Source organism: Paenibacillus validus NBRC 15382 (assembly GCF_004000985.1).
Lineage (GTDB): Bacteria > Bacillota > Bacilli > Paenibacillales > NBRC-103111 > Paenibacillus_G > Paenibacillus_G validus.
In genome coordinates this window covers 26,995-46,494 of sequence record NZ_BIMH01000032.1, presented here as the reverse complement: position 1 = coordinate 46,494, position 19,500 = coordinate 26,995, and the positions used below count along the sequence as shown (strand labels likewise).

Below are 19,500 nucleotides of genomic sequence, written 5' to 3'. Positions count from 1 at the left end.
AGGTATTATATGAGTTCACTATCAGAACCTATTTGCTATTTATTAATGAAGCCTTTGTAATGGCGTTTGATCAATTGGCTTTCGATGGTTTTCATCGTTTCCAAACCTACACCGACTACGATAAGTAAGGAAGTACCGCCAATTTGAACCGACTGCGGCAAACCGGCGATTGCGGCGAAAATCATCGGAATAATCGATACCGCGGCCAAGAACAACGCACCGGAAAGGGTGATTCGAGTCATCACTCGGGTAAAGTACACTTCCGTGTTTTTCCCCGGGCGAATGCCTGGAATGTATCCGCCGTTCTTTTTCATCTGCTCGGCCATTTGTACAGGGTTAAACTGCACGAACGTGTAGAAGTACGTAAAGCCGATAATCAGCAGAACGTACAGTACCATGCCGAGAGGTGCCGTATGGCTCAAGTTTGTAATGATCCATTCCGCGACGCCATTCCCTCTCCAAAAGCTTGCAATGGTTGGAGGGAATACAAGCAGCGACAACGCGAAGATGACGGGAATAACGCCCGCAGCATTCACTTTAAGCGGAATGTGCGTGGATTGTCCGCCGAACATTTTACGTCCGACTACGCGTTTAGCGTATTGAACAGGGATCTTACGAACTCCTTGCTGAACGAAAATGACACCGGCAATCAACGCGATAACGACGATGAGAATGATCAGCACCTTAAGAATATTAAGGAACAGCGCATCTCCGGCATCGGCAAATTGCGTTTGGTAAATTTGGCCGATACCTGTCGGAATCGCAGCGACAATACCCGCGAAGATGATAATGGAAATACCATTTCCAATGCCATTTTCGGTGATTTGTTCCCCTAACCACATCAGAAATGCTGTACCAGCCGTGAGCACGATGGCGATTAAAGCATATGTCGTGAAATTCGGGTTAATAACCAGACCCGTGTAAAGCCGGTTAAAACCGATCGCAAAACTAAATGCTTGTATAAGCCCTAACACGATGGTCCCGTAACGGGTAATTTGACTAAGCTTCTTGCGGCCCACTTCGCCTTCTTTGGCCCATTGGGTGAACGTCGGGATGACATCCATCGACAACAGCTGAACGATGATCGATGCCGTAATATACGGTGTAATCGTCATCGCGAAGATCGAAAATTGGAACAGCGCACCACCGGAGAAAGTGTTCAACAACGCGAACACTCCACTCGTGCTGGCTTGATCTTGAAGCTTTAGAATCTCTGTGTTGATGTTAGGTACCGGAATAAAAGCACCAATTCTGTAGACGATCAACACAAGCAGCGTGAACAGGATCCGTTTCCTCAGATCGTCTACTTTCATAATATTGGATATGGTACGGAACATTAAATCACCTCGGTTTTACCGCCGGCAGCTGTAATTTTCTCTACCGCAGATTGGGAGAATTTGCTCGCCTTTACATTCAGTTGAACCGTGATTTCGCCGTTTCCTAAAATTTTGATGCCGCTCAACGGGTTTTTAACAACGCCGGATTCCATCAAAAGCTCAGGAGTGACTTCCGTACCGCTTGCGAACTTGTTCAAGTCCTCAACGTTTACAGTTGCATACTCTTTGCGGAACTGGTTGGTAAATCCACGTTTTGGCAAGCGACGATAAAGCGGGTTTTGACCGCCCTCGAAACCAGGACGAACACCGCCGCCGGAACGAGCATTTTGACCCTTATGACCGCGAGTTGACGTTTTACCCATGCCGCTACCAATACCGCGGCCTACACGCTTACGGGATTGACGGGAACCAGGGACAGAAGTAAGTTCATGCAATTTCATCGTTTGCACCTCCTCTAGCTATATGTTCAAATCTTAAGCTTCGATTTCTTTAACTTCGACCAGGTGATTCACTTGGCTGACCATACCGCGGATTGCCGCATTGTCTGCTTGTGTTACCGATTGATGAAGTTTGCGAAGTCCAAGTGCCGTAACCGTACGACGTTGTGTCTCAGGACGGCCGATCAGACTGCGTTTGAGGGTAATTTGCAATTGCTTAGCCATGGTATCCCTCCTAACCTAAAAGTTCTTCTACGGTTTTACCGCGAAGCTTAGCAACATCTTCCGCACGCTTCAGGCGCTCTAAGCCTTCCAGTGTAGCGTTAACCATGTTGATGGAGTTCGAGGATCCAAGCGACTTCGTCAAGATGTCGCCTACGCCCGCCAGCTCAAGCACCGCACGAACCGGACCGCCTGCAATAACTCCTGTACCTTTGGAAGCAGGTTTCAAAAGAACTCTACCCGCGCCAAAATGTCCGGTCACCAGGTGAGGAATTGTTGTTCCGACGATAGGAACATGGATCAGGTTTTTCTTAGCATCTTCGATACCTTTACGAATCGCATCAGGTACCTCGGAAGCTTTACCGATTCCAGCGCCTACCCAACCTTTGCCATCGCCCACAACAACAAGTGCGCTAAAGCTAAAACGACGACCGCCTTTTACAACTTTAGCAACGCGGTTAATGTGAACGACTTTTTCAGTCAGCTCTAAAGTATTGGGATCAATACGCAAGTCTTTTACCTCCTTATGTGTAGATTGGTTTAGAATTCAAGACCTGCTTCGCGAGCAGCGTCTGCAAGTGCTTTAACACGACCATGGTACAAGTATCCGCCGCGGTCGAAAACGACCTTCACAACGCCGGCTTTTTTCGCACGTTCTGCGATTAAAGAACCGACTTTAGCTGCTGCGTCTACGTTGCCGCCGTTGCCGAGGCCTTCTTTCAGCTCTTTATCTTGTGTGGAAGCAGCAGCGATTGTTACGCCCTTCACATCGTCGATCAATTGAGCGTACATATGCTTGGAAGAACGGAAAATGTTGAGGCGCGGGCGCTCAGCCGTTCCTTGAATTTTCTTACGAACGCGAAGATGTCTTTTCAAACGCGCTTTGTTCTTGTCGCTTTTAGTAATCATTCGAGGTCACTCCTTTCGAGATCGATGTCGAAGCAATCGGTTCAGCTTAGACTCTTAAGCTGCCTTATTTCTTCTTACCGGCTTTACCTTCTTTACGAAGAATACGTTCGCCTTCGTACTTAATTCCTTTGCCTTTATACGGCTCAGGTTCACGTACGGAACGGATTTTAGCTGCGGTAGCACCGACCAGCTCTTTATCGATTCCTCTTACGATGATTTTCGTGTTGGTTGGCACTTCGAACTCAATGCCAGTTGCCGGCTCGATTTCAACCGGGTGAGAGTAACCAACGTTCAAAACCAGCTTGTTGCCGGATTTGTTCGCACGGTAACCTACGCCAACGAGATCGAGATTTTTGACGAAACCGTCAGTTACCCCGCTCACCATGTTCTGAACGACGCTGCGCGTCGTACCATGAAGGGAGCGATGCAATTTATTGTCAGAAGGACGCTCTACGTTGATGACGTCTTCTTGAACACTTACTTTCATATCTTTGTGCAGTTCACGGCTCAAAGTTCCTTTCGGTCCTTTAACCGTAATCAATGTGTTGTCAAGTGTTACGTTAACTCCGCTAGGGATCGTGATTGGTTTGCGACCAATACGGGACATGTTGTGCACCTCCGTTCTTTAAAAATCGATATTACCAAACGTAGCAGATAACCTCTCCGCCAGCTTTCGATTGACGAGCTTCTTTATCTGTCATAACGCCCTTGGACGTCGAGAGAATCGCGATGCCGAGGCCGCCCAGTACGCGAGGTACTTCTTGGCTTTTCGCATAAACGCGAAGACCTGGTTTGCTGATTCTTTTCAATCCTGTGATAACACGCTCATTGTTGGAGCCGTATTTCAGGAACAAGCGAATGATACCTTGCTTGCTGTCTTCGATATATTCAGCGTCACGGATGAAGCCTTCCTTCTTGAGGATCTCAGCGATCTCGCGCTTGATCTTCGAAGCCGGAATTTCCACAGTCTCATGACGAACAACGTTAGCGTTGCGAATGCGTGTAAGCATATCTGCAATTGGATCGGACATAACCATGTGTTGTAAACCTCCTTCCCGAAACTTTGAGTTTTACCAGCTTGCTTTTTTAACGCCAGGAATTTGACCTTTGTATGCCAATTCGCGGAAGCAAATTCTGCAAATTTTGAATTTACGCAATACCGAATGGGGACGACCGCAGCGTTCGCAGCGCGTATATGCCTGCACTTTAAATTTCGGAGCACGCTGCTGCTTAATCTTCATCGAAGTTTTTGCCACTCTCGTTAACACCTCCATAGGTTCCAGTGAAACCCGTATCGTAAGCTAATTATTTCGCGAACGGCATGCCGAGCTGCGTCAGCAATTCGCGGGATTCTTCGTCTGTTTTCGCCGTTGTGACGATTACGATGTCCATACCGCGGACTTTGTCCACTTTGTCATACTCAACTTCAGGGAAAATGAGCTGCTCTTTCAAGCCAAGCGTGTAGTTACCGCGGCCGTCGAAAGCTTTCGTGGATACGCCGCGGAAGTCACGTACGCGCGGAAGGGCCACGTTGAACAGTTTGTCCAGGAAGTGATACATACGCTCGCCGCGCAGCGTTACTTTCACGCCGATTGGCATATTTTCACGCAGTTTAAAGCCTGCGATGGATTTTTTCGCTCTTGTGATAACCGGTTTTTGACCGGCGATCAACTGAAGATCGGAAACGGCGGTATCAAGCACTTTGGAGTTGGAAACCGCTTCGCCCACACCCATGTTGATAACCACTTTCTCGATTTTCGGAACTTGCATAACCGTGGTGTAGTTGAACTTTTGGATCAACGCTGGTGTAACTTCGTTCAGAAAACGATCTTTCATTCTTGCTGCCATGAGTTTGTGTACCTCCTTTCTTACCTTCTCAATTAATCGATAATCTCGCCGGATTTTTTCGCAACGCGAACTTTTTTACCGCTATCCAATACTTTGTAACCAATACGAGTCGGTTGGCCGCTTTTCGGATCAACCAGCATCACGTTGGAAACGTGAATTGGAGCCTCTTGCGTAAGAATTCCGCCTTGCGGATTTGCTTGCGAAGGTTTCGCATGTTTCTTGATCATGTTTACGCCCTCGACCAGCACGCGGTTTTGACGCGGGTAAGCTGCGATTACGCGGCCTTTCTTCCCTTTGTCTTTACCTGTGATAACAAAAACCGTGTCGTCTTTCTTGACGTGCAATTTATTGTTGTGGGACTCGAGTTTTTTCGGTTGTTTTGGCATTTGGATTTACACCTCCTACAGGCTTTCGTTAGAAAACCGCTTCGTAAGAAAAATCTTAGGCTTTCGATTGAAAGCCAGCATCTGTTTCGATCAATTAGATAACTTCAGGCGCCAGAGAAACGATTTTCATGAAGTCTCTGTCACGAAGTTCACGAGCTACCGGTCCAAAGATACGTGTGCCGCGCGGGCTCTTATCTTCTTTTACGATAACCGCTGCATTCTCGTCAAAGCTGATGTAGGATCCGTCCTTACGACGAGCACCGCGTCTCGTGCGTACCACTACAGCTTTAACAACGTCACCCTTTTTGACAACGCCGCCTGGTGTTGCTTCTTTCACCGAGCAGATGATCAAATCGCCAATGTTAGCTGTACGACGACCCGTACCACCCAACACACGGATACACATCAGCGACTTCGCACCAGAGTTGTCAGCTACGTTCAATCGAGTAAATGGTTGAATCATTGTGTATTCCCTCCTTCCGGAATTGATGCCAGATGCATATATTAAACGATAACCGCTTTTTCAACCACTTCAACCAATCTCCAACGTTTATCCTTGGAGAGCGGACGAGTTTCCATGATTTTTACAACATCGCCGATTTTAGCTTCGTTGTTCTCATCATGCGCTTTGAACTTCTTCGTATATTTAATGCGCTTGTGATACAAATCGTGTTTTTTGTAAGTTTCTACAGCAACAACGATGGTTTTATCCATTTTGTCGCTCACGACTTTGCCCACTTGCGTTTTGCGCTCGTTGCGTTCAGCCATTGCGAGATCCTCCTCTCAAATTCATTAACTAGTGATTCCCAATTCTCTTTCACGCAAAACAGTCTTTGCCCGAGCAATCTCTTTGCGTACTTTTTGAATCTGTACGGGATTATCCAGTTGACCTGTAGCCAGTTGAAAACGGAGGTTAAAGAGTTGCTCTTTAAATCCGGCAATCTTTTGTTCGATCTCAGCAGTGGTTAAGTTGCGAAATTCACTAGCTTTCATTTGCTTCACCACCCAGTTCTTCTCTTTTCACAAACTTCGTCTTGATCGGCAGCTTGTGAGAGGCGAGACGCATAGCTTCACGGGCGATTTCTTCGCTAACGCCGGCAAGTTCGAACAGAACTTTACCTGGTTTTACGACTGCAACCCATTTCTCTACGTTACCTTTACCGCTACCCATCCGAACTTCAAGCGGCTTTTGGGTAATCGGTTTGGAAGGGAAAATTTTGATCCAAACTTTACCGCCCCGCTTAATATAACGAGTCATCGCGATACGGGCAGCTTCGATTTGACGGTTGGTTACCCAAGCCGGTTCCACAGCTTGCAAACCGTATTCGCCGAAATGTACTTCCTGACCGCCTTTTGCGCGACCGCTCATGCTGCCGCGGTGCTCTTTGCGGTGTTTTACACGTTTAGGAACTAACATGATTAGTTGCCTCCTTCCGTAGCAGCCTTTTTCTTAGCCGTTGGAAGAACTTCGCCACGATAGATCCAAACTTTTACGCCGATCCGTCCGTACGTGGTGTGAGCTTCAGCCGTTCCGTAGTCGATGTCCGCACGCAGCGTGTGCAGCGGCACCGTACCTTCGCTGTAGCCTTCCGTTCTGGCGATTTCCGCTCCGCCCAAACGACCGCTAACCGATGTTTTAATCCCTTTAGCGCCGGATCTCATCGATCTTTGAATCGCTTGTTTCAACGCACGACGGAACGATACGCGACGCTCCAATTGTTGTGCAATGCTCTCAGCGACCAGAATCGCATCCAGGTCAGGGGATTTTACTTCACTGATATTGATGTGTACTTTCTTGCCGTTCGTCAGCTTGGACAGGTAGGCGCGGATCACTTCTACTTCGGAACCGCCTTTACCGATAACCATACCTGGTTTCGCCGTATGAATCGTAACGTTCACGCGGTTAGCCGCACGCTCGATTTCGATGCGGGAAACGGCGGATTCTTTCAATTTTTGCTTCAAATATTCGCGAATTTTAACGTCTTCCATCAACAAATCGCCGAAATCTTTGCCGGCATACCATTTGGACTCCCAATCGCGAATAATACCGATTCTAAGTCCTACCGGGTTTACTTTTTGGCCCACACGTTGTCCCTCCTTATTTCTCAGATACCACTAATGTAATGTGGCTGGTACGTTTATTGATGCGGCTCGCACGACCCATAGCGCGAGGACGGAATCTCTTCAAAGTCGGTCCTTGATCGACAAACACTTGGGAAATCACCAGGCTGTTAGGATCCAGGGAGTAGTTATGCTCCGCATTCGCAACGGCCGAGTTCAGCAGCTTCTCGATGATCGGAGATGCCGACTTAGGCGTATGACGCAAAATTGCAATCGCTTCACCCACTTGCTTGCCGCGGATCAAGTCAACCACGAGCTGAGCTTTACGGGGAGCAATGCGTACGTATCTTGCAATGGCTTTAGCTTGTTGCATGGATGTACCTCCTCTCGTTCACAAACTGAATCTATGTCACGTTCAATCTTAGCGTTTACCCGTTTTCTTATCGTCGTCGTGACCTTTGTACGTACGGGTTGGCGCGAATTCACCAAGCTTATGTCCTACCATATCTTCCGTTACATAAACCGGAACATGCTTTCTACCGTCATAAACGGCAAATGTGTGTCCGATGAATTGCGGGAAAATAGTGGAGCGGCGGGACCAAGTTTTGATCACTTGTTTCTTGGTTGCTGCATTCATGTCTTCCACTTTCTTCAAAAGATAGCCATCGATAAACGGCCCTTTTTTCAAACTGCGACCCATGCTTCGTTCCTCCCTTCTTTAAGCCAAACGGTAAGTCTATTACTTCGTACGGCGACGTACAATGTATTGGTTGGAAGCTTTGTTTTTCTTCCGTGTTTTGTATCCGAGCGTCGGTTTGCCCCATGGAGACATTGGAGATTTACGACCGATCGGGGAGCGACCTTCACCACCACCGTGCGGGTGATCGTTCGGGTTCATGACGGAACCGCGAACTTCCGGTCTTTGACCGAGCCAACGGGAACGTCCTGCTTTACCGATTTTGACAAGTTCGTAATCTTCGTTACCTACGGAACCGACCGTTGCGCGGCAAACTTTGAGGATTTTTCTCATTTCGCCGGAAGACAAACGAATCGTTACGTATTGATCTTCTTTACCGAGCAACTGAGCTTCTGTACCAGCAGCGCGAACCAATTGGCCGCCTTTGCCAGGTTTCAACTCAATATTGTGGATAACCGTACCGACCGGGATATTCTCGAGCGGAAGCGCGTTACCTACTTTGATGTCTGCATCCGGACCGGATACGACTTGGTCGCCCACTTTCAAGCCTTTAGGAGCGATGATGTAGCGTTTTTCGCCATCCACGTAATGGATCAGCGCGATGTTAGCGGAACGGTTCGGATCATACTCGATTGTAGCAACGCGACCGGGTATTCCATCTTTATTCCGTTTGAAATCGATAATGCGGTATTTACGCTTATGTCCGCCGCCTTGGTGACGAACCGTAATTTTACCTTGGTTGTTACGACCCGCTTTTTTGCTCAGAGGAGCCAAAAGCGATTTCTCCGGCGTCGATGTTGTGATTTCTTCGAATGTCAAAACCGACATCGCACGTCTGGCCGGGGACGTAGGCTTATATTTTTTGATTGGCACGTGGATTCCCTCCTTACTTCAAAAATTATGCTTTAGACGGACTCGAAAAATTCGAGTTCTTTGCTGTCTGGCGTAAGAGTAACTATCGCTTTTTTCCACTCGGACGTATATCCGGAGTAACGACCGTAACGCTTAGGCTTAGCCGGCATTCTCAATGTATTTACATTGGTTACTTTCACTTTGAAAATTTGCTCGATCGCTTGTTTGACTTCCGTTTTGTTGGAACGGATATCAACCTCGAACACATATTTCTTCTCAGCCATCATTTCGCTGGTACGTTCAGTAATGATCGGGCGCTTAATAATATCGCGAGGGTTTTTCATTACGCAAACACCTCCTCTACTTTTTGCACCGCATCTTTCGTAATGATCAGCTTGTCGTACACCATAACGTCAAGCACATTAATACCTTCAGCCGCGACAAACTTCACGCCTGGGATATTACGCGCGGACAACGCTACGTTCTCGTCATAAGCTGCCGTTACGACCAAAGCCTTACGTTCTACTTTCAAGTTGTTCAAGATCGCTGCGAAATCTTTCGTTTTTGGAGCTGCCAATTGAAGCTGATCCAATACGATAATCTCACTTGCCAGCACCTTGGAAGACAACGCGGATTTAATCGCCAAGCGACGTACTTTCTTTGGCAATTTGAACGAATAGCTGCGAGGTGTCGGTCCGAAAACGACGCCGCCGCCTTTCCATTGCGGAGAGCGGATACTACCTTGACGCGCACGACCCGTACCTTTTTGTTTCCAAGGCTTACGACCGCCGCCGCGAACTTCGGAACGCCCTTTAACTTTATGAGTTCCCATGCGAAGCGAAGCGCGTTGCAAAAGCACCGCCTGGTTTAACGCGTAAGCATGCGGTTCGATACCAAACACGCTATCCGCCAATTCCAATTCGCCAACTTGCGAACCACTAACATTAAATACTGCTACTTTTGGCATTTGTTATCCTCCTTTCTTGCTTTCTTACTTCTTCACCGTAGATTTAACGGTTACGAAGCTATTTTTAGGACCCGGAATGGAGCCTTTAATCAAGAGCACGTTACGCTCAGCATCGACTTTAACCACTTCAAGCTTCTGGATAGTTACAGTTTCCGTACCCATATGTCCTGGCAGGTTTTTACCCTTCGGAACACGGTTAGCTTGGATCGAACCCATGGAACCAGGACCGCGGTGATAACGGGAACCGTGAGCCATTGGACCTCTGGATTGGTTATGTCTTTTGATATTACCTTGGAACCCTTTACCTTTGGATGTTCCAGTTACATCAACGAATTCGCCTTCGGAGAATAGATCGGCTTTGATTTCCTGGCCAACTTCATAACCAGCAATCTCAATACCGCGAATCTCTTTAATGTAGCGCTTAGGTGTTGCTCCAGCTTTCTTCGCATGGCCCAACTCCGGTTTATTCGCTCTGTGTTCTTTCTTCTCTTCAAAACCGATTTGGATGGCTTCGTAACCGTCATTCTCCGCATCTTTCTTTTGCAGCACGGTGCAAGGACCTGCCTGGATTACGGTAACCGGTACAACCAATCCTTCGGGAGTAAACACTTGAGTCATCCCAAGTTTCTTACCTAAGATACCTTTAGTCATCGTTGACACCTCTTTTCCTCTCTTGCTTTAAGTTTATCCACAATGTGTATATTACAGTTTGATTTCGATGTCCACACCGGACGGCAGATCCAAACGCATCAACGCATCAACGGTTTGCGGCGTCGGATTGACGATATCGATCAAACGCTTATGCGTACGCATTTCGAATTGCTCGCGCGAATCTTTGTACTTGTGTACCGCGCGCAAGATCGTGATGATTTGCTTCTCGGTTGGAAGCGGAATCGGACCAGACACTCCAGCACCGGAACGCTTGGCTGTGTCCACAATTTTCTCAGCGGATTGATCCAAAACTCTGTGATCATAAGCCTTCAAACGAATACGAATCTTTTGCTTTGCCATAGTATTCCCTCCTTCTATCGCCCAATTTAGTATCGGACATACTCCGTGAAAATCTCCTGACGACCGCCCCTATGGCAAAGGAGCCGGGTGTGTCAGCAACCTCTCACATCATCGCAACGTCACAGACCAACGTTCACTATTATATTAAATATTGAAACAAAAAGCAAGAAGAAAAGCGACTTTTGCCTAAAAATAAATAATCCCTTCATCTATTTAGATGAAGGGATTGGAAACTGCAATTATTTTTGGATGGAAGCAACGGCACCGGCGCCAACTGTACGGCCGCCTTCGCGAATTGCGAAGCGAGTACCTTCTTCGATAGCGATTGGCGAGATCAGCTCAACCGTTACCGTGATGTTGTCGCCAGGCATAACCATCTCTGTGCCTTCCGGCAAGTTGATGATACCCGTAACGTCAGTTGTACGGAAGTAGAACTGCGGACGGTAACCTGTGAAGAAAGGCTTGTGACGGCCACCCTCTTCTTTAGTCAGAACGTAGATTTGAGCCGTGAAGTTCGTGTGAGGCTTAACCGAACCCGGTTTAGCCAATACTTGACCACGCTCGATATCTTTACGGTCTACACCGCGAAGCAATGCGCCAACGTTGTCGCCAGCTTGTGCGGAATCAAGCAATTTACGGAACATCTCTACGCCCGTAACAACGGATTTGCGAGTGTCTTCTTGAAGACCGATGATTTCGACCTCATCGCCGACTTTAATTACACCGCGCTCTACACGACCTGTAGCAACGGTACCACGACCAGTGATCGTGAACACGTCCTCTACCGGCATCAGGAAAGGCTTGTCTGTATCGCGCTCAGGCGTTGGGATGTAAGTGTCGATGTGCTCGAACAGCTCAACGATTTTGTCAGCCCAAGGACCGTCTGGGTTTTGAAGAGCTTCACGAGCTGCGCCGCGAACGATCGGAGTGTCGTCGCCAGGGAACTCATACTCGTTAAGAAGGTCGCGAACTTCCATTTCAACCAGTTCAAGCAACTCTTCGTCTTCAACCATGTCGCATTTGTTCAAGAATACGACGATGTAAGGCACGCCTACTTGGCGGGACAACAGGATGTGCTCGCGAGTTTGCGGCATAGGGCCGTCAGCTGCGGATACAACCAGGATCGCGCCGTCCATTTGCGCTGCGCCGGTGATCATGTTTTTAACATAGTCGGCGTGGCCTGGGCAGTCTACGTGTGCGTAGTGGCGGTTAGGCGTTTCATATTCAACGTGCGCAGTGGAGATCGTGATACCGCGCTCGCGCTCTTCTGGAGCTTTATCGATTTGGTCAAATGCTACAGCGGCACCGCCGTATTTTTTCGACAATACAGTTGTGATTGCCGCTGTCAACGTTGTTTTACCATGGTCAACGTGACCGATCGTACCAATGTTAACGTGCGGCTTATTGCGTTCAAATTTCGCTTTTGCCATGAGTGGATTGCCTCCTTAGATAATGGGATTTATATTAGGCACCTTTGTTTTTTGCGACGATTTCTTCCGCAATCGACTTAGGTACTTCTTCATAGTGCGAGATTTCCATCGAGTATACGCCACGGCCTTGCGTACGGGAACGCAAAGTTGTGGAGTAACCGAACATTTCGGACAAAGGCACCTTGGCACGAATGATTTGTGCGCCGAAACGCGCATCCATACCTTCGATACGTCCGCGGCGGGAGTTCAGGTCGCCCATAACGTCGCCCATGTACTCTTCCGGAACGGTAACTTCGACTTTCATGATCGGCTCAAGCAATACCGGTTTACACTTCTCAGCCGCTGCTTTAAGTGCCATCGAACCGGCAATCTTAAACGCCATCTCCGAGGAGTCGACGTCATGGTAAGATCCGTCAACGACGGTAGCTTTGATATCCACAAGCGGGAAGCCTGCGTATACGCCGTTTTTCATAGACTCTTCAATACCCGCTTGGATCGGAGCAACGAATTCCTTAGGAATCGATCCACCCACGATTTTGCTTTCGAACTGGAAGCCAGTTCCCGGCTCAAGCGGTTCGAACTCCACCCAACAATGTCCGTATTGACCACGGCCACCGGATTGGCGAACGAACTTGCCTTCGACTCTAGCCGGTTGACGGAACGTTTCACGGTAAGCAACCTGCGGTTTACCCACGTTAGTTTCTACCTTGAACTCGCGAAGCATACGGTCAACGATAATCTCAAGGTGAAGCTCACCCATACCGGAGATAATCGTTTGGCCTGTTTCTTCGTCCGTGTGTGCGCGGAAAGTCGGATCTTCCTCGGAGAGCTTGGCCAAAGCAACGCCCATTTTATCTTGGTCGGCTTTTGTTTTCGGCTCAACTGCGAGCTGGATAACCGGCTCTGGGAAGTTCATGGATTCGAGAACGACCGGGTTTTTCTCATCACACAGCGTATCGCCGGTAACGGTATCCTTCAAGCCAACGGCAGCTGCGATATCACCGGAGTAAACTTCGCTGATCTCTTGGCGGCTGTTCGCGTGCATTTGGAGAATACGGCCGATCCGTTCACGTTTGCCTTTCGTTGCGTTCAATACGTAGGAACCGGAGTTCAATACACCGGAATATACGCGGAAGAACGTCAATTTACCGACAAACGGATCCGTCATGATTTTGAACGCAAGTGCCGCAAACGGTTGATCGTCAGAGGATTTGCGAACAACTTCCGTACCGTCGTCCAGCGTACCTTTGATGTCCGGTACATCGAGTGGAGACGGCAGGTAATCAATAACTGCATCCAGCATCATTTGAACGCCTTTGTTACGGTAAGACGAGCCGCAGATGACCGGGAAGATACTAACGGAACAAACGCCTTTGCGCAATGCACCTTTAATTTCTTCGATCGTCAGCTCTTCGCCTTCGAGGTATTTCATCATGAGCTCTTCGTCCAGTTCTGCAACTTTCTCGACAAGCTCAGAGCGAAGCTCCTCGACTTTATCTGCGTATTCCGCAGGTACATCAGACTCAATAGGATCTTTACCCAAATCGTCTTTGTACACATAGGCTCTACGCTCGATCAAATCGATAACGCCTTTGAAATCATTCTCGGCACCGATCGGCAGTTGGATAGCCACTGCGTTCGCACCAAGCTTCGCGCGCATCGATTCGATAACTTGCAAGAAGTCTGCGCCGATGATGTCCATTTTATTGACATAAGCAATCCGTGGAACACCATAACGGTCCGCTTGTCTCCAAACGGTTTCCGATTGCGGCTCAACGCCTTCTTTGGCACTGAATACGCCTACTGCTCCGTCCAATACGCGGAGGGAACGCTCAACCTCAACTGTGAAGTCAACGTGTCCCGGGGTGTCGATAATATTGATGCGGTGATCTTTCCATTGAGCTGTTGTAGCAGCGGAAGTAATCGTGATTCCGCGCTCTTGCTCTTGCTCCATCCAGTCCATCGTAGCTGCACCTTCGTGAACTTCACCGATTTTGTGCACGCGGCCTGTATAGAACAAGATACGCTCAGTTGTAGTCGTCTTACCAGCATCGATATGCGCCATAATCCCGATGTTACGCGTATCTTTCAAGGAGAACTGTCTAGCCATCAGGTTGTCTCCTTCCTAAAAATAGGAATTGTATTTTACCAACGATAGTGTGCGAACGCTTTGTTGGCTTCAGCCATTTTGTGCGTATCTTCACGTTTTTTCACGGAAGCACCAGTGTTGTTGCTGGCATCCATGATTTCGGCAGCCAATCTTTCTTCCATCGTCTTCTCACCGCGAAGACGGGAGTAGTTGACGAGCCAACGAAGTCCCAAAGTGGAGCGGCGCTCCGGACGAACTTCGATCGGAACTTGATAGTTGGCGCCCCCCACACGGCGAGCTTTGACTTCGAGGACAGGCATGATGTTCTTGATGGCTTGTTCAAACACTTCCATCGGATCTTTACCTGTACGCTCTTGAATCAGATTGAAGGCATTGTACAGAATAGATTGTGCTACTCCTCTTTTACCGTCAATCATGATGCGGTTGATCAAACGAGTAACCAATTTGCTGTTGTATACCGGATCTGGCAATACGTCTCTGCGAGTAACTGGACCTTTACGAGGCATAGTTATCCCCCTTTCTCAAAAAGTGCATTCGATTTTTTAAAATAAAAAATTACTTTTTCACTTTCGGGCGTTTCGCGCCGTACTTGGAACGAGCTTGCTTACGGTTGTTCACGCCTGCAGTATCGAGCGCGCCGCGAACGATGTGGTAACGTACCCCTGGAAGGTCTTTTACCCGACCGCCGCGGATCAGAACGACGCTGTGCTCTTGCAGGTTGTGTCCGATACCCGGGATGTAAGCTGTTACCTCAACACGGTTAGTCAAACGAACACGCGCATATTTACGAAGAGCGGAGTTCGGTTTTTTCGGTGTCATTGTACCTACACGAGTACATACACCGCGTTTTTGAGGGGAGCTGATATCCGTTTGCTCTCTTTTCAAAGCGTTGAAGCCTCTTTGAAGAGCTGGGGATTTGGATTTAACTACTTTCGCTTGGCGTCCTTTACGAACGAGCTGGTTAATTGTTGGCATTGTGGCCACCTCCTTCAAAATGAATGTTCTTCCGTTTTTCAAGCCCACAGATCCAGGCGAATCGTAAATGAACATAGGAAACGTTTTTGCCCGGGAGTTTGTTGCATTTCCCCGAACAAAAACGTCGGCTCTTTATTCATTCACTACAGCCGCCATAGCGGCGCCTACTTCGATGCCACACGCTTTACCTAACATATTCATGGATTCCACGTATGTGACTTTAACCCCCATTTTCTTGCAGAGGTTAACCATTTTTATCGTGATCCGCGGATCTGCATCTTTAGCAATAAAAACTTCCGTGGCCTCTCCTAGCTCCACCAGCTTCATCGCTTGCTTGGTGCCTATTGTCAATTTCGCAGCCTGCTTTACTTTATCGAGACTCAGGTTGAATCCCCTCCGAACTACAGGTGACGAGGCATGTAAAATGGCACACTTTGATATATTAGCACTTCGCTTATATCGTGTCAAGAATCGCCGCTCGCTTTCTCACAATTTTTACAGATGGCAAGAAAGCAAACGGCGCATTTCGATTCATAATCTATTCAACAGTTACTGCTTCCGGCGCCTCGTCGGTCTGTTCATCCTCCGGCTCGGCATTCGGATCGGTGATCCGAATATTGCGGTAACGGCTCATCCCCGTACCTGCCGGAATCAGTTTGCCGATAATGACGTTCTCTTTCAAGCCGAGCAACTGGTCGACCTTCCCTTTGATGGCAGCGTCCGTAAGTACGCGAGTCGTCTCTTGGAAAGATGCGGCCGACAAGAAGGAGTCGGTTTCGAGCGACGCTTTCGTAATCCCGAGCAATACGGGTTTGGCTACAGCCGGTTCTTCGCCTGCAAAGAGCGCCACCTTGTTCGCTTCTTCATATTCATGAATATCGACGAACGAACCTGGAAGCAGCGTGGTATTACCGGCATCTACGATGCGAATTTTGCGCAGCATCTGACGGATCATAACCTCAACGTGCTTGTCGTTGATTTCTACCCCTTGATTCCGGTAAACGCGTTGAACCTCTTGCAGGATATAGTTTTGCACACCGCGAATCCCTTTGATGCGCAGCATTTCTTTCGGGTCGATGGAGCCTTCTGTCAGCTCGTCGCCGGCTTCCACGTTCTGGTTCACGGTCACGCGAATCCGAGAGCCGTACGGCACCGCGTACGTTTTGGATTCGGCTTCGCCCTGCACTTCGATCTCGCGGCGGTCTTTCGCTTCGCGAATTTCCTTAACCACGCCGTCAATCTCCGAGATGATCGCTTGCCCCTTCGGATTCCGAGCCTCGAACAACTCCTGAATCCGCGGCAAACCTTGCGTAATATCGTCGCCGGCAACGCCGCCAGTATGGAACGTACGCATCGTGAGCTGGGTACCCGGTTCGCCGATGGATTGGGCGGCAATAATACCGACCGCTTCCCCGATTTCAACGTGTTGACCCGTAGCCAGGTTGCGTCCGTAACATTTTTTACATACGCCATGCTTGGAACGGCAGCTCAGTACGGAACGAATTTGAATACGTTCTACGTTCGCCGCGATGATTTTATCAGCGATCGAGGCTTCGATCAGCTCATTGCGGGATACCAGGATTTCGCCGGTTTGCGGATGGCGAACCGTTTCAAAGGAATAACGGCCTTCAATCCGGTCGTACAGATCTTCAATGATCTCTTTCCCGTCGCGAATCGTGCTGACCATGAAACCTTTGTCCGTACCGCAATCTTCATCGCGAACGATAACGTCCTGCGCCACGTCGACGAGACGACGCGTCAGGTAACCGGAATCCGCCGTACGAAGCGCCGTATCCGCCAAACCTTTACGCGCTCCGTGCGTGGAGATAAAGTACTCCAAGACGGTCAGGCCTTCGCGGAAGTTCGATTTGATCGGCAACTCCATGATTTTACCCGACGGATTCGCCATCAGACCGCGCATACCGCCCAGCTGGGTGATCTGCGATTTGTTACCCCGTGCTTTGGATTCCACCATCATGTTGATGGAATTGTATTTGTCGAGCGATTTCATCAGAATATCGGTAATTTCGTCCTTCGCCTTGCTCCAGATCGCGATGACACGGTCATAACGCTCGTCATCGGTGATCAAACCGCGGCGGTACTGGTTCGTCACGACTTTGACTTTCTCGTCGGACTCAGCCAGAATCTGATCCTTCTCAGTAGGTACCGTAACGTCGGCTACCGCGATCGTAATCCCCGCACGCGTCGAGTACGTGAACCCAAGCTGTTTAATATTGTCGAGAATGATCGATGTTTGGGTCGTATGATATCGACGGAAGCATTCTGCGATGATCGTACCGAGGTAGTCTTTACCTACGGCTTTCGTCTCCGGCAGCTCTTCCATCTTGGCGCGGATGTCTCCGCCCTTCTCGAACACGAAATACTTGTCGGATACACCGTTCAACAAGTTCGCTTTCGTCGCTTCGTTGATATACGGGAAATCTTTCGGATAAATCTCATTGAAAATGATTTTACCGACCGTTGTAATCAATATCGCTTCCTGCTGCTCTGGCGTAAAGCTGGTTTTACCCAGCGCTTTCGCCGGAATCGCAACACGGGCATGAAGCGAAGCATCGCCGCGATGATACATCGACACCGCTTCCGCTACCGTACGAATGATCGTTAGCGAGCCCTTCGAGTTTTTGTTCTCCGTCGTCAGATAGAAGCTTCCGAGAACCATATCCTGCGAAGGCGTAACAACAGGCTTACCGTCTTTCGGGTTCAAGATGTTCCCGGACGCCAGCATCAGTACGCGGGCTTCGGCCTGCGCTTCCGCCGACAACGGCACGTGCACCGCCATTTGGTCGCCGTCGAAGTCGGCATTGTATGCCGTACAGACGAGCGGGTGAAGCTTAATGGCGCGGCCTTCGACCAGAATCGGTTCGAATGCCTGAATGCCCAAACGGTGAAGGGTAGGGGCACGGTTCAACAGAACCGGATGCTCTTTAATGACTTCTTCGAGCACGTCCCAAACTTCCGGACTTACGCGTTCCACTTTGCGCTTCGCGCTCTTGATGTTATGCGCAAGACCTTTATTAACAAGCTCCTTCATGACGAAGGGCTTAAACAATTCAAGTGCCATTTCCTTAGGAAGACCGCACTGGTACATCTTCAGGCTCGGCCCAACTACGATAACGGAACGACCGGAATAGTCTACCCGTTTACCGAGCAGGTTTTGACGGAAACGTCCTTGCTTCCCTTTCAGCATATGGCTGAGGGATTTCAATGGCCGGTTCCCCGGACCCGTTACCGGACGGCCGCGGCGGCCGTTGTCGATCAAAGCGTCAACGGCTTCCTGGAGCATCCGTTTCTCGTTCTGCACAATGATGTCCGGCGCGCCGAGATCGAGCAGACGCTTCAACCGGTTGTTCCGGTTAATCACGCGGCGATACAAATCGTTCAAGTCGGAGGTCGCAAAGCGGCCGCCGTCCAACTGAACCATCGGACGAAGCTCCGGCGGGATGACCGGCAGTACGTCGAGCACCATCCACTCCGGCATATTTTTGGAATTCCGGAACGCCTCCATGACTTCAAGGCGCTTAATCGCCCGGTTACGGCGTTGACCTTGAGCCGTCTTAAGCTCTTCCTTCAGCATATCGACTTCTTTCTCGATATCGATATCCTGCAGCAGCTTCTTAACGGCTTCCGCGCCCATACCGGCTTGGAAGGCGTAGCCGTATTTCTCGCGATAGCTGCGGTATTCCTTCTCAGACAACAGCTGTTTTTTCTCCAGCGGCGTATCACCCGGATCGGTGACCACATAGGAAGCGAAGTAAATGATTTCTTCCAAGGAACGCGGAGACATATCGAGCGCAAGCCCCATACGGCTAGGAATACCTTTGAAGTACCAAATATGAGATACCGGAGCGGCAAGTTCGATATGCCCCATCCGCTCGCGGCGAACTTTCTGGCGCGTCACTTCAACGCCGCAGCGATCGCACACGACCCCTTTGTAACGGACACGTTTGTACTTACCGCAATGACATTCCCAGTCCTTGGTCGGTCCGAAAATTTTCTCGCAAAACAGACCTTCTTTTTCCGGCTTCAAAGTTCTATAGTTGATTGTCTCCGGCTTCTTCACTTCGCCGCGGGACCACGAACGGATCTTGTCCGGGGAAGCCAAACCGATTTTCATGAACTCAAAATTGTTGACGTCGATCAAGGAGCAACCCTCCTCCATGTTTTGTCTGTCAAAACGCTATCGGACGCATGCGCCGTATCGATATGTGCCTTAGATGCCGGTCAGCACCCAAGGCAC

Annotated in this window: 28 protein-coding genes; all 28 read right to left on the bottom strand. The window is 49.1% G+C overall.

Annotation, left to right across the window (positions count from 1 at the left end):
• Window positions 1-35: 35 nt before the first annotated feature.
• The 28 genes from secY to rpoC all read right to left on the bottom strand — a co-directional run bounded on the left by secY (window position 36) and on the right by rpoC (window position 19,404).
• A complete protein-coding gene (secY, locus tag PVA01S_RS18545; protein WP_054799670.1) occupies window positions 36-1,337 on the bottom strand; it encodes a preprotein translocase subunit SecY in 1,302 nt (433 codons plus the stop codon).
• Window positions 1,337-1,777 carry a 50S ribosomal protein L15 gene (rplO, locus tag PVA01S_RS18540; RefSeq protein WP_054797097.1) on the bottom strand — a complete coding sequence of 147 codons (441 nt, stop codon included), beginning with the start codon at window positions 1,775-1,777 and terminating at the stop codon, window positions 1,337-1,339. The genes secY and rplO overlap by 1 nt, the downstream gene beginning before the upstream one ends.
• A gap of 33 nt (window positions 1,778-1,810) precedes the next feature.
• Complete coding sequence (gene rpmD / locus PVA01S_RS18535) at window positions 1,811-1,999, bottom strand: 50S ribosomal protein L30 (RefSeq protein WP_127608822.1); 189 nt, start codon at window positions 1,997-1,999, stop codon at window positions 1,811-1,813.
• A 10-nt stretch (window positions 2,000-2,009) separates the two neighbouring features.
• Window positions 2,010-2,507: a 30S ribosomal protein S5 gene (rpsE, locus tag PVA01S_RS18530; RefSeq protein WP_127608821.1), complete on the bottom strand. Its 498-nt coding sequence runs from the start codon at window positions 2,505-2,507 to the stop codon at window positions 2,010-2,012.
• 29 nt (window positions 2,508-2,536) lie between these two features.
• Window positions 2,537-2,905 (bottom strand): 50S ribosomal protein L18, encoded by a 369-nt coding sequence (rplR, locus tag PVA01S_RS18525; RefSeq protein ID WP_127608820.1) that lies wholly within the window; start codon window positions 2,903-2,905, stop codon window positions 2,537-2,539.
• A gap of 64 nt (window positions 2,906-2,969) precedes the next feature.
• The gene (rplF, locus tag PVA01S_RS18520; protein ID WP_127608819.1) at window positions 2,970-3,512 is read right to left on the bottom strand and encodes a 50S ribosomal protein L6; all 543 of its coding nucleotides are present in this window, start codon (window positions 3,510-3,512) and stop codon (window positions 2,970-2,972) included.
• A 31-nt stretch (window positions 3,513-3,543) separates the two neighbouring features.
• Window positions 3,544-3,942 carry a 30S ribosomal protein S8 gene (rpsH, locus tag PVA01S_RS18515; RefSeq protein ID WP_054797092.1) on the bottom strand — a complete coding sequence of 133 codons (399 nt, stop codon included), beginning with the start codon at window positions 3,940-3,942 and terminating at the stop codon, window positions 3,544-3,546.
• A 33-nt stretch (window positions 3,943-3,975) separates the two neighbouring features.
• Entirely contained in the window at window positions 3,976-4,161 is a 186-nt protein-coding gene (locus tag PVA01S_RS18510) for a type Z 30S ribosomal protein S14 (protein ID WP_113022649.1), read from the bottom strand.
• A gap of 49 nt (window positions 4,162-4,210) precedes the next feature.
• A complete protein-coding gene (rplE, locus tag PVA01S_RS18505) occupies window positions 4,211-4,753 on the bottom strand; it encodes a 50S ribosomal protein L5 (protein WP_054797111.1) in 543 nt (180 codons plus the stop codon).
• Between the two features lie 32 nt (window positions 4,754-4,785).
• Complete coding sequence (rplX, locus tag PVA01S_RS18500; protein ID WP_218029647.1) at window positions 4,786-5,139, bottom strand: 50S ribosomal protein L24; 354 nt, start codon at window positions 5,137-5,139, stop codon at window positions 4,786-4,788.
• 94 nt (window positions 5,140-5,233) lie between these two features.
• Window positions 5,234-5,602 carry a 50S ribosomal protein L14 gene (gene rplN / locus PVA01S_RS18495; RefSeq protein ID WP_054797090.1) on the bottom strand — a complete coding sequence of 123 codons (369 nt, stop codon included), beginning with the start codon at window positions 5,600-5,602 and terminating at the stop codon, window positions 5,234-5,236.
• Window positions 5,603-5,643: 41 nt separating this feature from the next.
• Window positions 5,644-5,907 carry a 30S ribosomal protein S17 gene (gene rpsQ / locus PVA01S_RS18490; RefSeq protein ID WP_054797089.1) on the bottom strand — a complete coding sequence of 88 codons (264 nt, stop codon included), beginning with the start codon at window positions 5,905-5,907 and terminating at the stop codon, window positions 5,644-5,646.
• Between the two features lie 24 nt (window positions 5,908-5,931).
• Window positions 5,932-6,132: a 50S ribosomal protein L29 gene (gene rpmC, locus PVA01S_RS18485; RefSeq protein ID WP_013921153.1), complete on the bottom strand. Its 201-nt coding sequence runs from the start codon at window positions 6,130-6,132 to the stop codon at window positions 5,932-5,934.
• Window positions 6,122-6,556, bottom strand: a complete 435-nt coding sequence (rplP, locus tag PVA01S_RS18480; protein ID WP_054797088.1) for a 50S ribosomal protein L16 — start codon at window positions 6,554-6,556, stop codon at window positions 6,122-6,124. The genes rpmC and rplP overlap by 11 nt, the downstream gene beginning before the upstream one ends.
• A 2-nt stretch (window positions 6,557-6,558) precedes the next feature.
• Complete coding sequence (gene rpsC / locus PVA01S_RS18475) at window positions 6,559-7,224, bottom strand: 30S ribosomal protein S3 (RefSeq protein WP_054797087.1); 666 nt, start codon at window positions 7,222-7,224, stop codon at window positions 6,559-6,561.
• A 13-nt stretch (window positions 7,225-7,237) separates the two neighbouring features.
• Window positions 7,238-7,573 (bottom strand): 50S ribosomal protein L22, encoded by a 336-nt coding sequence (gene rplV, locus PVA01S_RS18470; protein WP_054797086.1) that lies wholly within the window; start codon window positions 7,571-7,573, stop codon window positions 7,238-7,240.
• A 48-nt stretch (window positions 7,574-7,621) separates the two neighbouring features.
• Window positions 7,622-7,900 (bottom strand): 30S ribosomal protein S19, encoded by a 279-nt coding sequence (gene rpsS, locus PVA01S_RS18465; protein ID WP_054799674.1) that lies wholly within the window; start codon window positions 7,898-7,900, stop codon window positions 7,622-7,624.
• Between the two features lie 39 nt (window positions 7,901-7,939).
• On the bottom strand, window positions 7,940-8,770 hold the full coding sequence (gene rplB / locus PVA01S_RS18460) for a 50S ribosomal protein L2 (protein ID WP_127608818.1): 831 nt from the start codon (window positions 8,768-8,770) through the stop codon (window positions 7,940-7,942).
• Between the two features lie 32 nt (window positions 8,771-8,802).
• Entirely contained in the window at window positions 8,803-9,093 is a 291-nt protein-coding gene (rplW, locus tag PVA01S_RS18455) for a 50S ribosomal protein L23 (protein WP_127608817.1), read from the bottom strand.
• Complete coding sequence (gene rplD, locus PVA01S_RS18450) at window positions 9,093-9,716, bottom strand: 50S ribosomal protein L4 (protein ID WP_054799675.1); 624 nt, start codon at window positions 9,714-9,716, stop codon at window positions 9,093-9,095. The genes rplW and rplD overlap by 1 nt, the downstream gene beginning before the upstream one ends.
• Before the next feature lie 24 nt (window positions 9,717-9,740).
• Complete coding sequence (rplC, locus tag PVA01S_RS18445) at window positions 9,741-10,367, bottom strand: 50S ribosomal protein L3 (RefSeq protein ID WP_054797084.1); 627 nt, start codon at window positions 10,365-10,367, stop codon at window positions 9,741-9,743.
• Window positions 10,368-10,418: 51 nt separating this feature from the next.
• Complete coding sequence (gene rpsJ, locus PVA01S_RS18440; RefSeq protein ID WP_013921163.1) at window positions 10,419-10,727, bottom strand: 30S ribosomal protein S10; 309 nt, start codon at window positions 10,725-10,727, stop codon at window positions 10,419-10,421.
• A 239-nt stretch (window positions 10,728-10,966) separates the two neighbouring features.
• A complete protein-coding gene (gene tuf, locus PVA01S_RS18435) occupies window positions 10,967-12,157 on the bottom strand; it encodes an elongation factor Tu (RefSeq protein ID WP_127608816.1) in 1,191 nt (396 codons plus the stop codon).
• Between the two features lie 34 nt (window positions 12,158-12,191).
• A complete protein-coding gene (fusA, locus tag PVA01S_RS18430) occupies window positions 12,192-14,267 on the bottom strand; it encodes an elongation factor G (RefSeq protein ID WP_127608815.1) in 2,076 nt (691 codons plus the stop codon).
• 35 nt (window positions 14,268-14,302) lie between these two features.
• Window positions 14,303-14,773: a 30S ribosomal protein S7 gene (gene rpsG / locus PVA01S_RS18425; protein WP_054797082.1), complete on the bottom strand. Its 471-nt coding sequence runs from the start codon at window positions 14,771-14,773 to the stop codon at window positions 14,303-14,305.
• 49 nt (window positions 14,774-14,822) lie between these two features.
• Window positions 14,823-15,242, bottom strand: coding sequence for a 30S ribosomal protein S12 (gene rpsL, locus PVA01S_RS18420; RefSeq protein ID WP_054797081.1), 420 nt, complete (start codon window positions 15,240-15,242; stop codon window positions 14,823-14,825).
• A 132-nt stretch (window positions 15,243-15,374) separates the two neighbouring features.
• Entirely contained in the window at window positions 15,375-15,626 is a 252-nt protein-coding gene (locus PVA01S_RS18415) for a ribosomal L7Ae/L30e/S12e/Gadd45 family protein (protein ID WP_127608832.1), read from the bottom strand.
• Between the two features lie 154 nt (window positions 15,627-15,780).
• A complete protein-coding gene (rpoC, locus tag PVA01S_RS18410) occupies window positions 15,781-19,404 on the bottom strand; it encodes a DNA-directed RNA polymerase subunit beta' (RefSeq protein WP_127608814.1) in 3,624 nt (1,207 codons plus the stop codon).
• Window positions 19,405-19,500 lie beyond the last annotated feature (96 nt).

Bases quoted from the DNA above. Each gene is read 5' to 3' on its own strand.
- rplR (WP_127608820.1), bottom strand. From the start codon at position 2,905: ATGATTACTAAAAGCGACAAGAACAAAGCGCGTTTGAAAAGACATCTT.
- rplO (WP_054797097.1), bottom strand. From the start codon at position 1,777: ATGAAATTGCATGAACTTACTTCTGTCCCTGGTTCCCGTCAATCCCGT.
- secY (WP_054799670.1), bottom strand. From the start codon at position 1,337: ATGTTCCGTACCATATCCAATATTATGAAAGTAGACGATCTGAGGAAA.
- rplD (WP_054799675.1), bottom strand. From the start codon at position 9,716: ATGCCAAAAGTAGCAGTATTTAATGTTAGTGGTTCGCAAGTTGGCGAA.
- rplX (WP_218029647.1), bottom strand. From the start codon at position 5,139: ATGCCAAAACAACCGAAAAAACTCGAGTCCCACAACAATAAATTGCAC.
- rpsS (WP_054799674.1), bottom strand. From the start codon at position 7,900: ATGGGTCGCAGTTTGAAAAAAGGGCCGTTTATCGATGGCTATCTTTTG.
- rplF (WP_127608819.1), bottom strand. From the start codon at position 3,512: ATGTCCCGTATTGGTCGCAAACCAATCACGATCCCTAGCGGAGTTAAC.
- rplV (WP_054797086.1), bottom strand. From the start codon at position 7,573: ATGCAACAAGCTAAAGCCATTGCAAGATACGTACGCATTGCTCCCCGT.
- rplE (WP_054797111.1), bottom strand. From the start codon at position 4,753: ATGGCAGCAAGAATGAAAGATCGTTTTCTGAACGAAGTTACACCAGCG.
- rpmC (WP_013921153.1), bottom strand. From the start codon at position 6,132: ATGAAAGCTAGTGAATTTCGCAACTTAACCACTGCTGAGATCGAACAA.
- rpsQ (WP_054797089.1), bottom strand. From the start codon at position 5,907: ATGGCTGAACGCAACGAGCGCAAAACGCAAGTGGGCAAAGTCGTGAGC.
- rpmD (WP_127608822.1), bottom strand. From the start codon at position 1,999: ATGGCTAAGCAATTGCAAATTACCCTCAAACGCAGTCTGATCGGCCGT.
- rpsG (WP_054797082.1), bottom strand. From the start codon at position 14,773: ATGCCTCGTAAAGGTCCAGTTACTCGCAGAGACGTATTGCCAGATCCG.
- rplN (WP_054797090.1), bottom strand. From the start codon at position 5,602: ATGATTCAACCATTTACTCGATTGAACGTAGCTGACAACTCTGGTGCG.
- rpsL (WP_054797081.1), bottom strand. From the start codon at position 15,242: ATGCCAACAATTAACCAGCTCGTTCGTAAAGGACGCCAAGCGAAAGTA.
- rplC (WP_054797084.1), bottom strand. From the start codon at position 10,367: ATGACTAAAGGTATCTTAGGTAAGAAACTTGGGATGACTCAAGTGTTT.
- rplW (WP_127608817.1), bottom strand. From the start codon at position 9,093: ATGAAAAACCCTCGCGATATTATTAAGCGCCCGATCATTACTGAACGT.
- fusA (WP_127608815.1), bottom strand. From the start codon at position 14,267: ATGGCTAGACAGTTCTCCTTGAAAGATACGCGTAACATCGGGATTATG.
- rpsJ (WP_013921163.1), bottom strand. From the start codon at position 10,727: ATGGCAAAGCAAAAGATTCGTATTCGTTTGAAGGCTTATGATCACAGA.
- rpsH (WP_054797092.1), bottom strand. From the start codon at position 3,942: ATGGTTATGTCCGATCCAATTGCAGATATGCTTACACGCATTCGCAAC.
- tuf (WP_127608816.1), bottom strand. From the start codon at position 12,157: ATGGCAAAAGCGAAATTTGAACGCAATAAGCCGCACGTTAACATTGGT.
- rplP (WP_054797088.1), bottom strand. From the start codon at position 6,556: ATGTTAGTTCCTAAACGTGTAAAACACCGCAAAGAGCACCGCGGCAGC.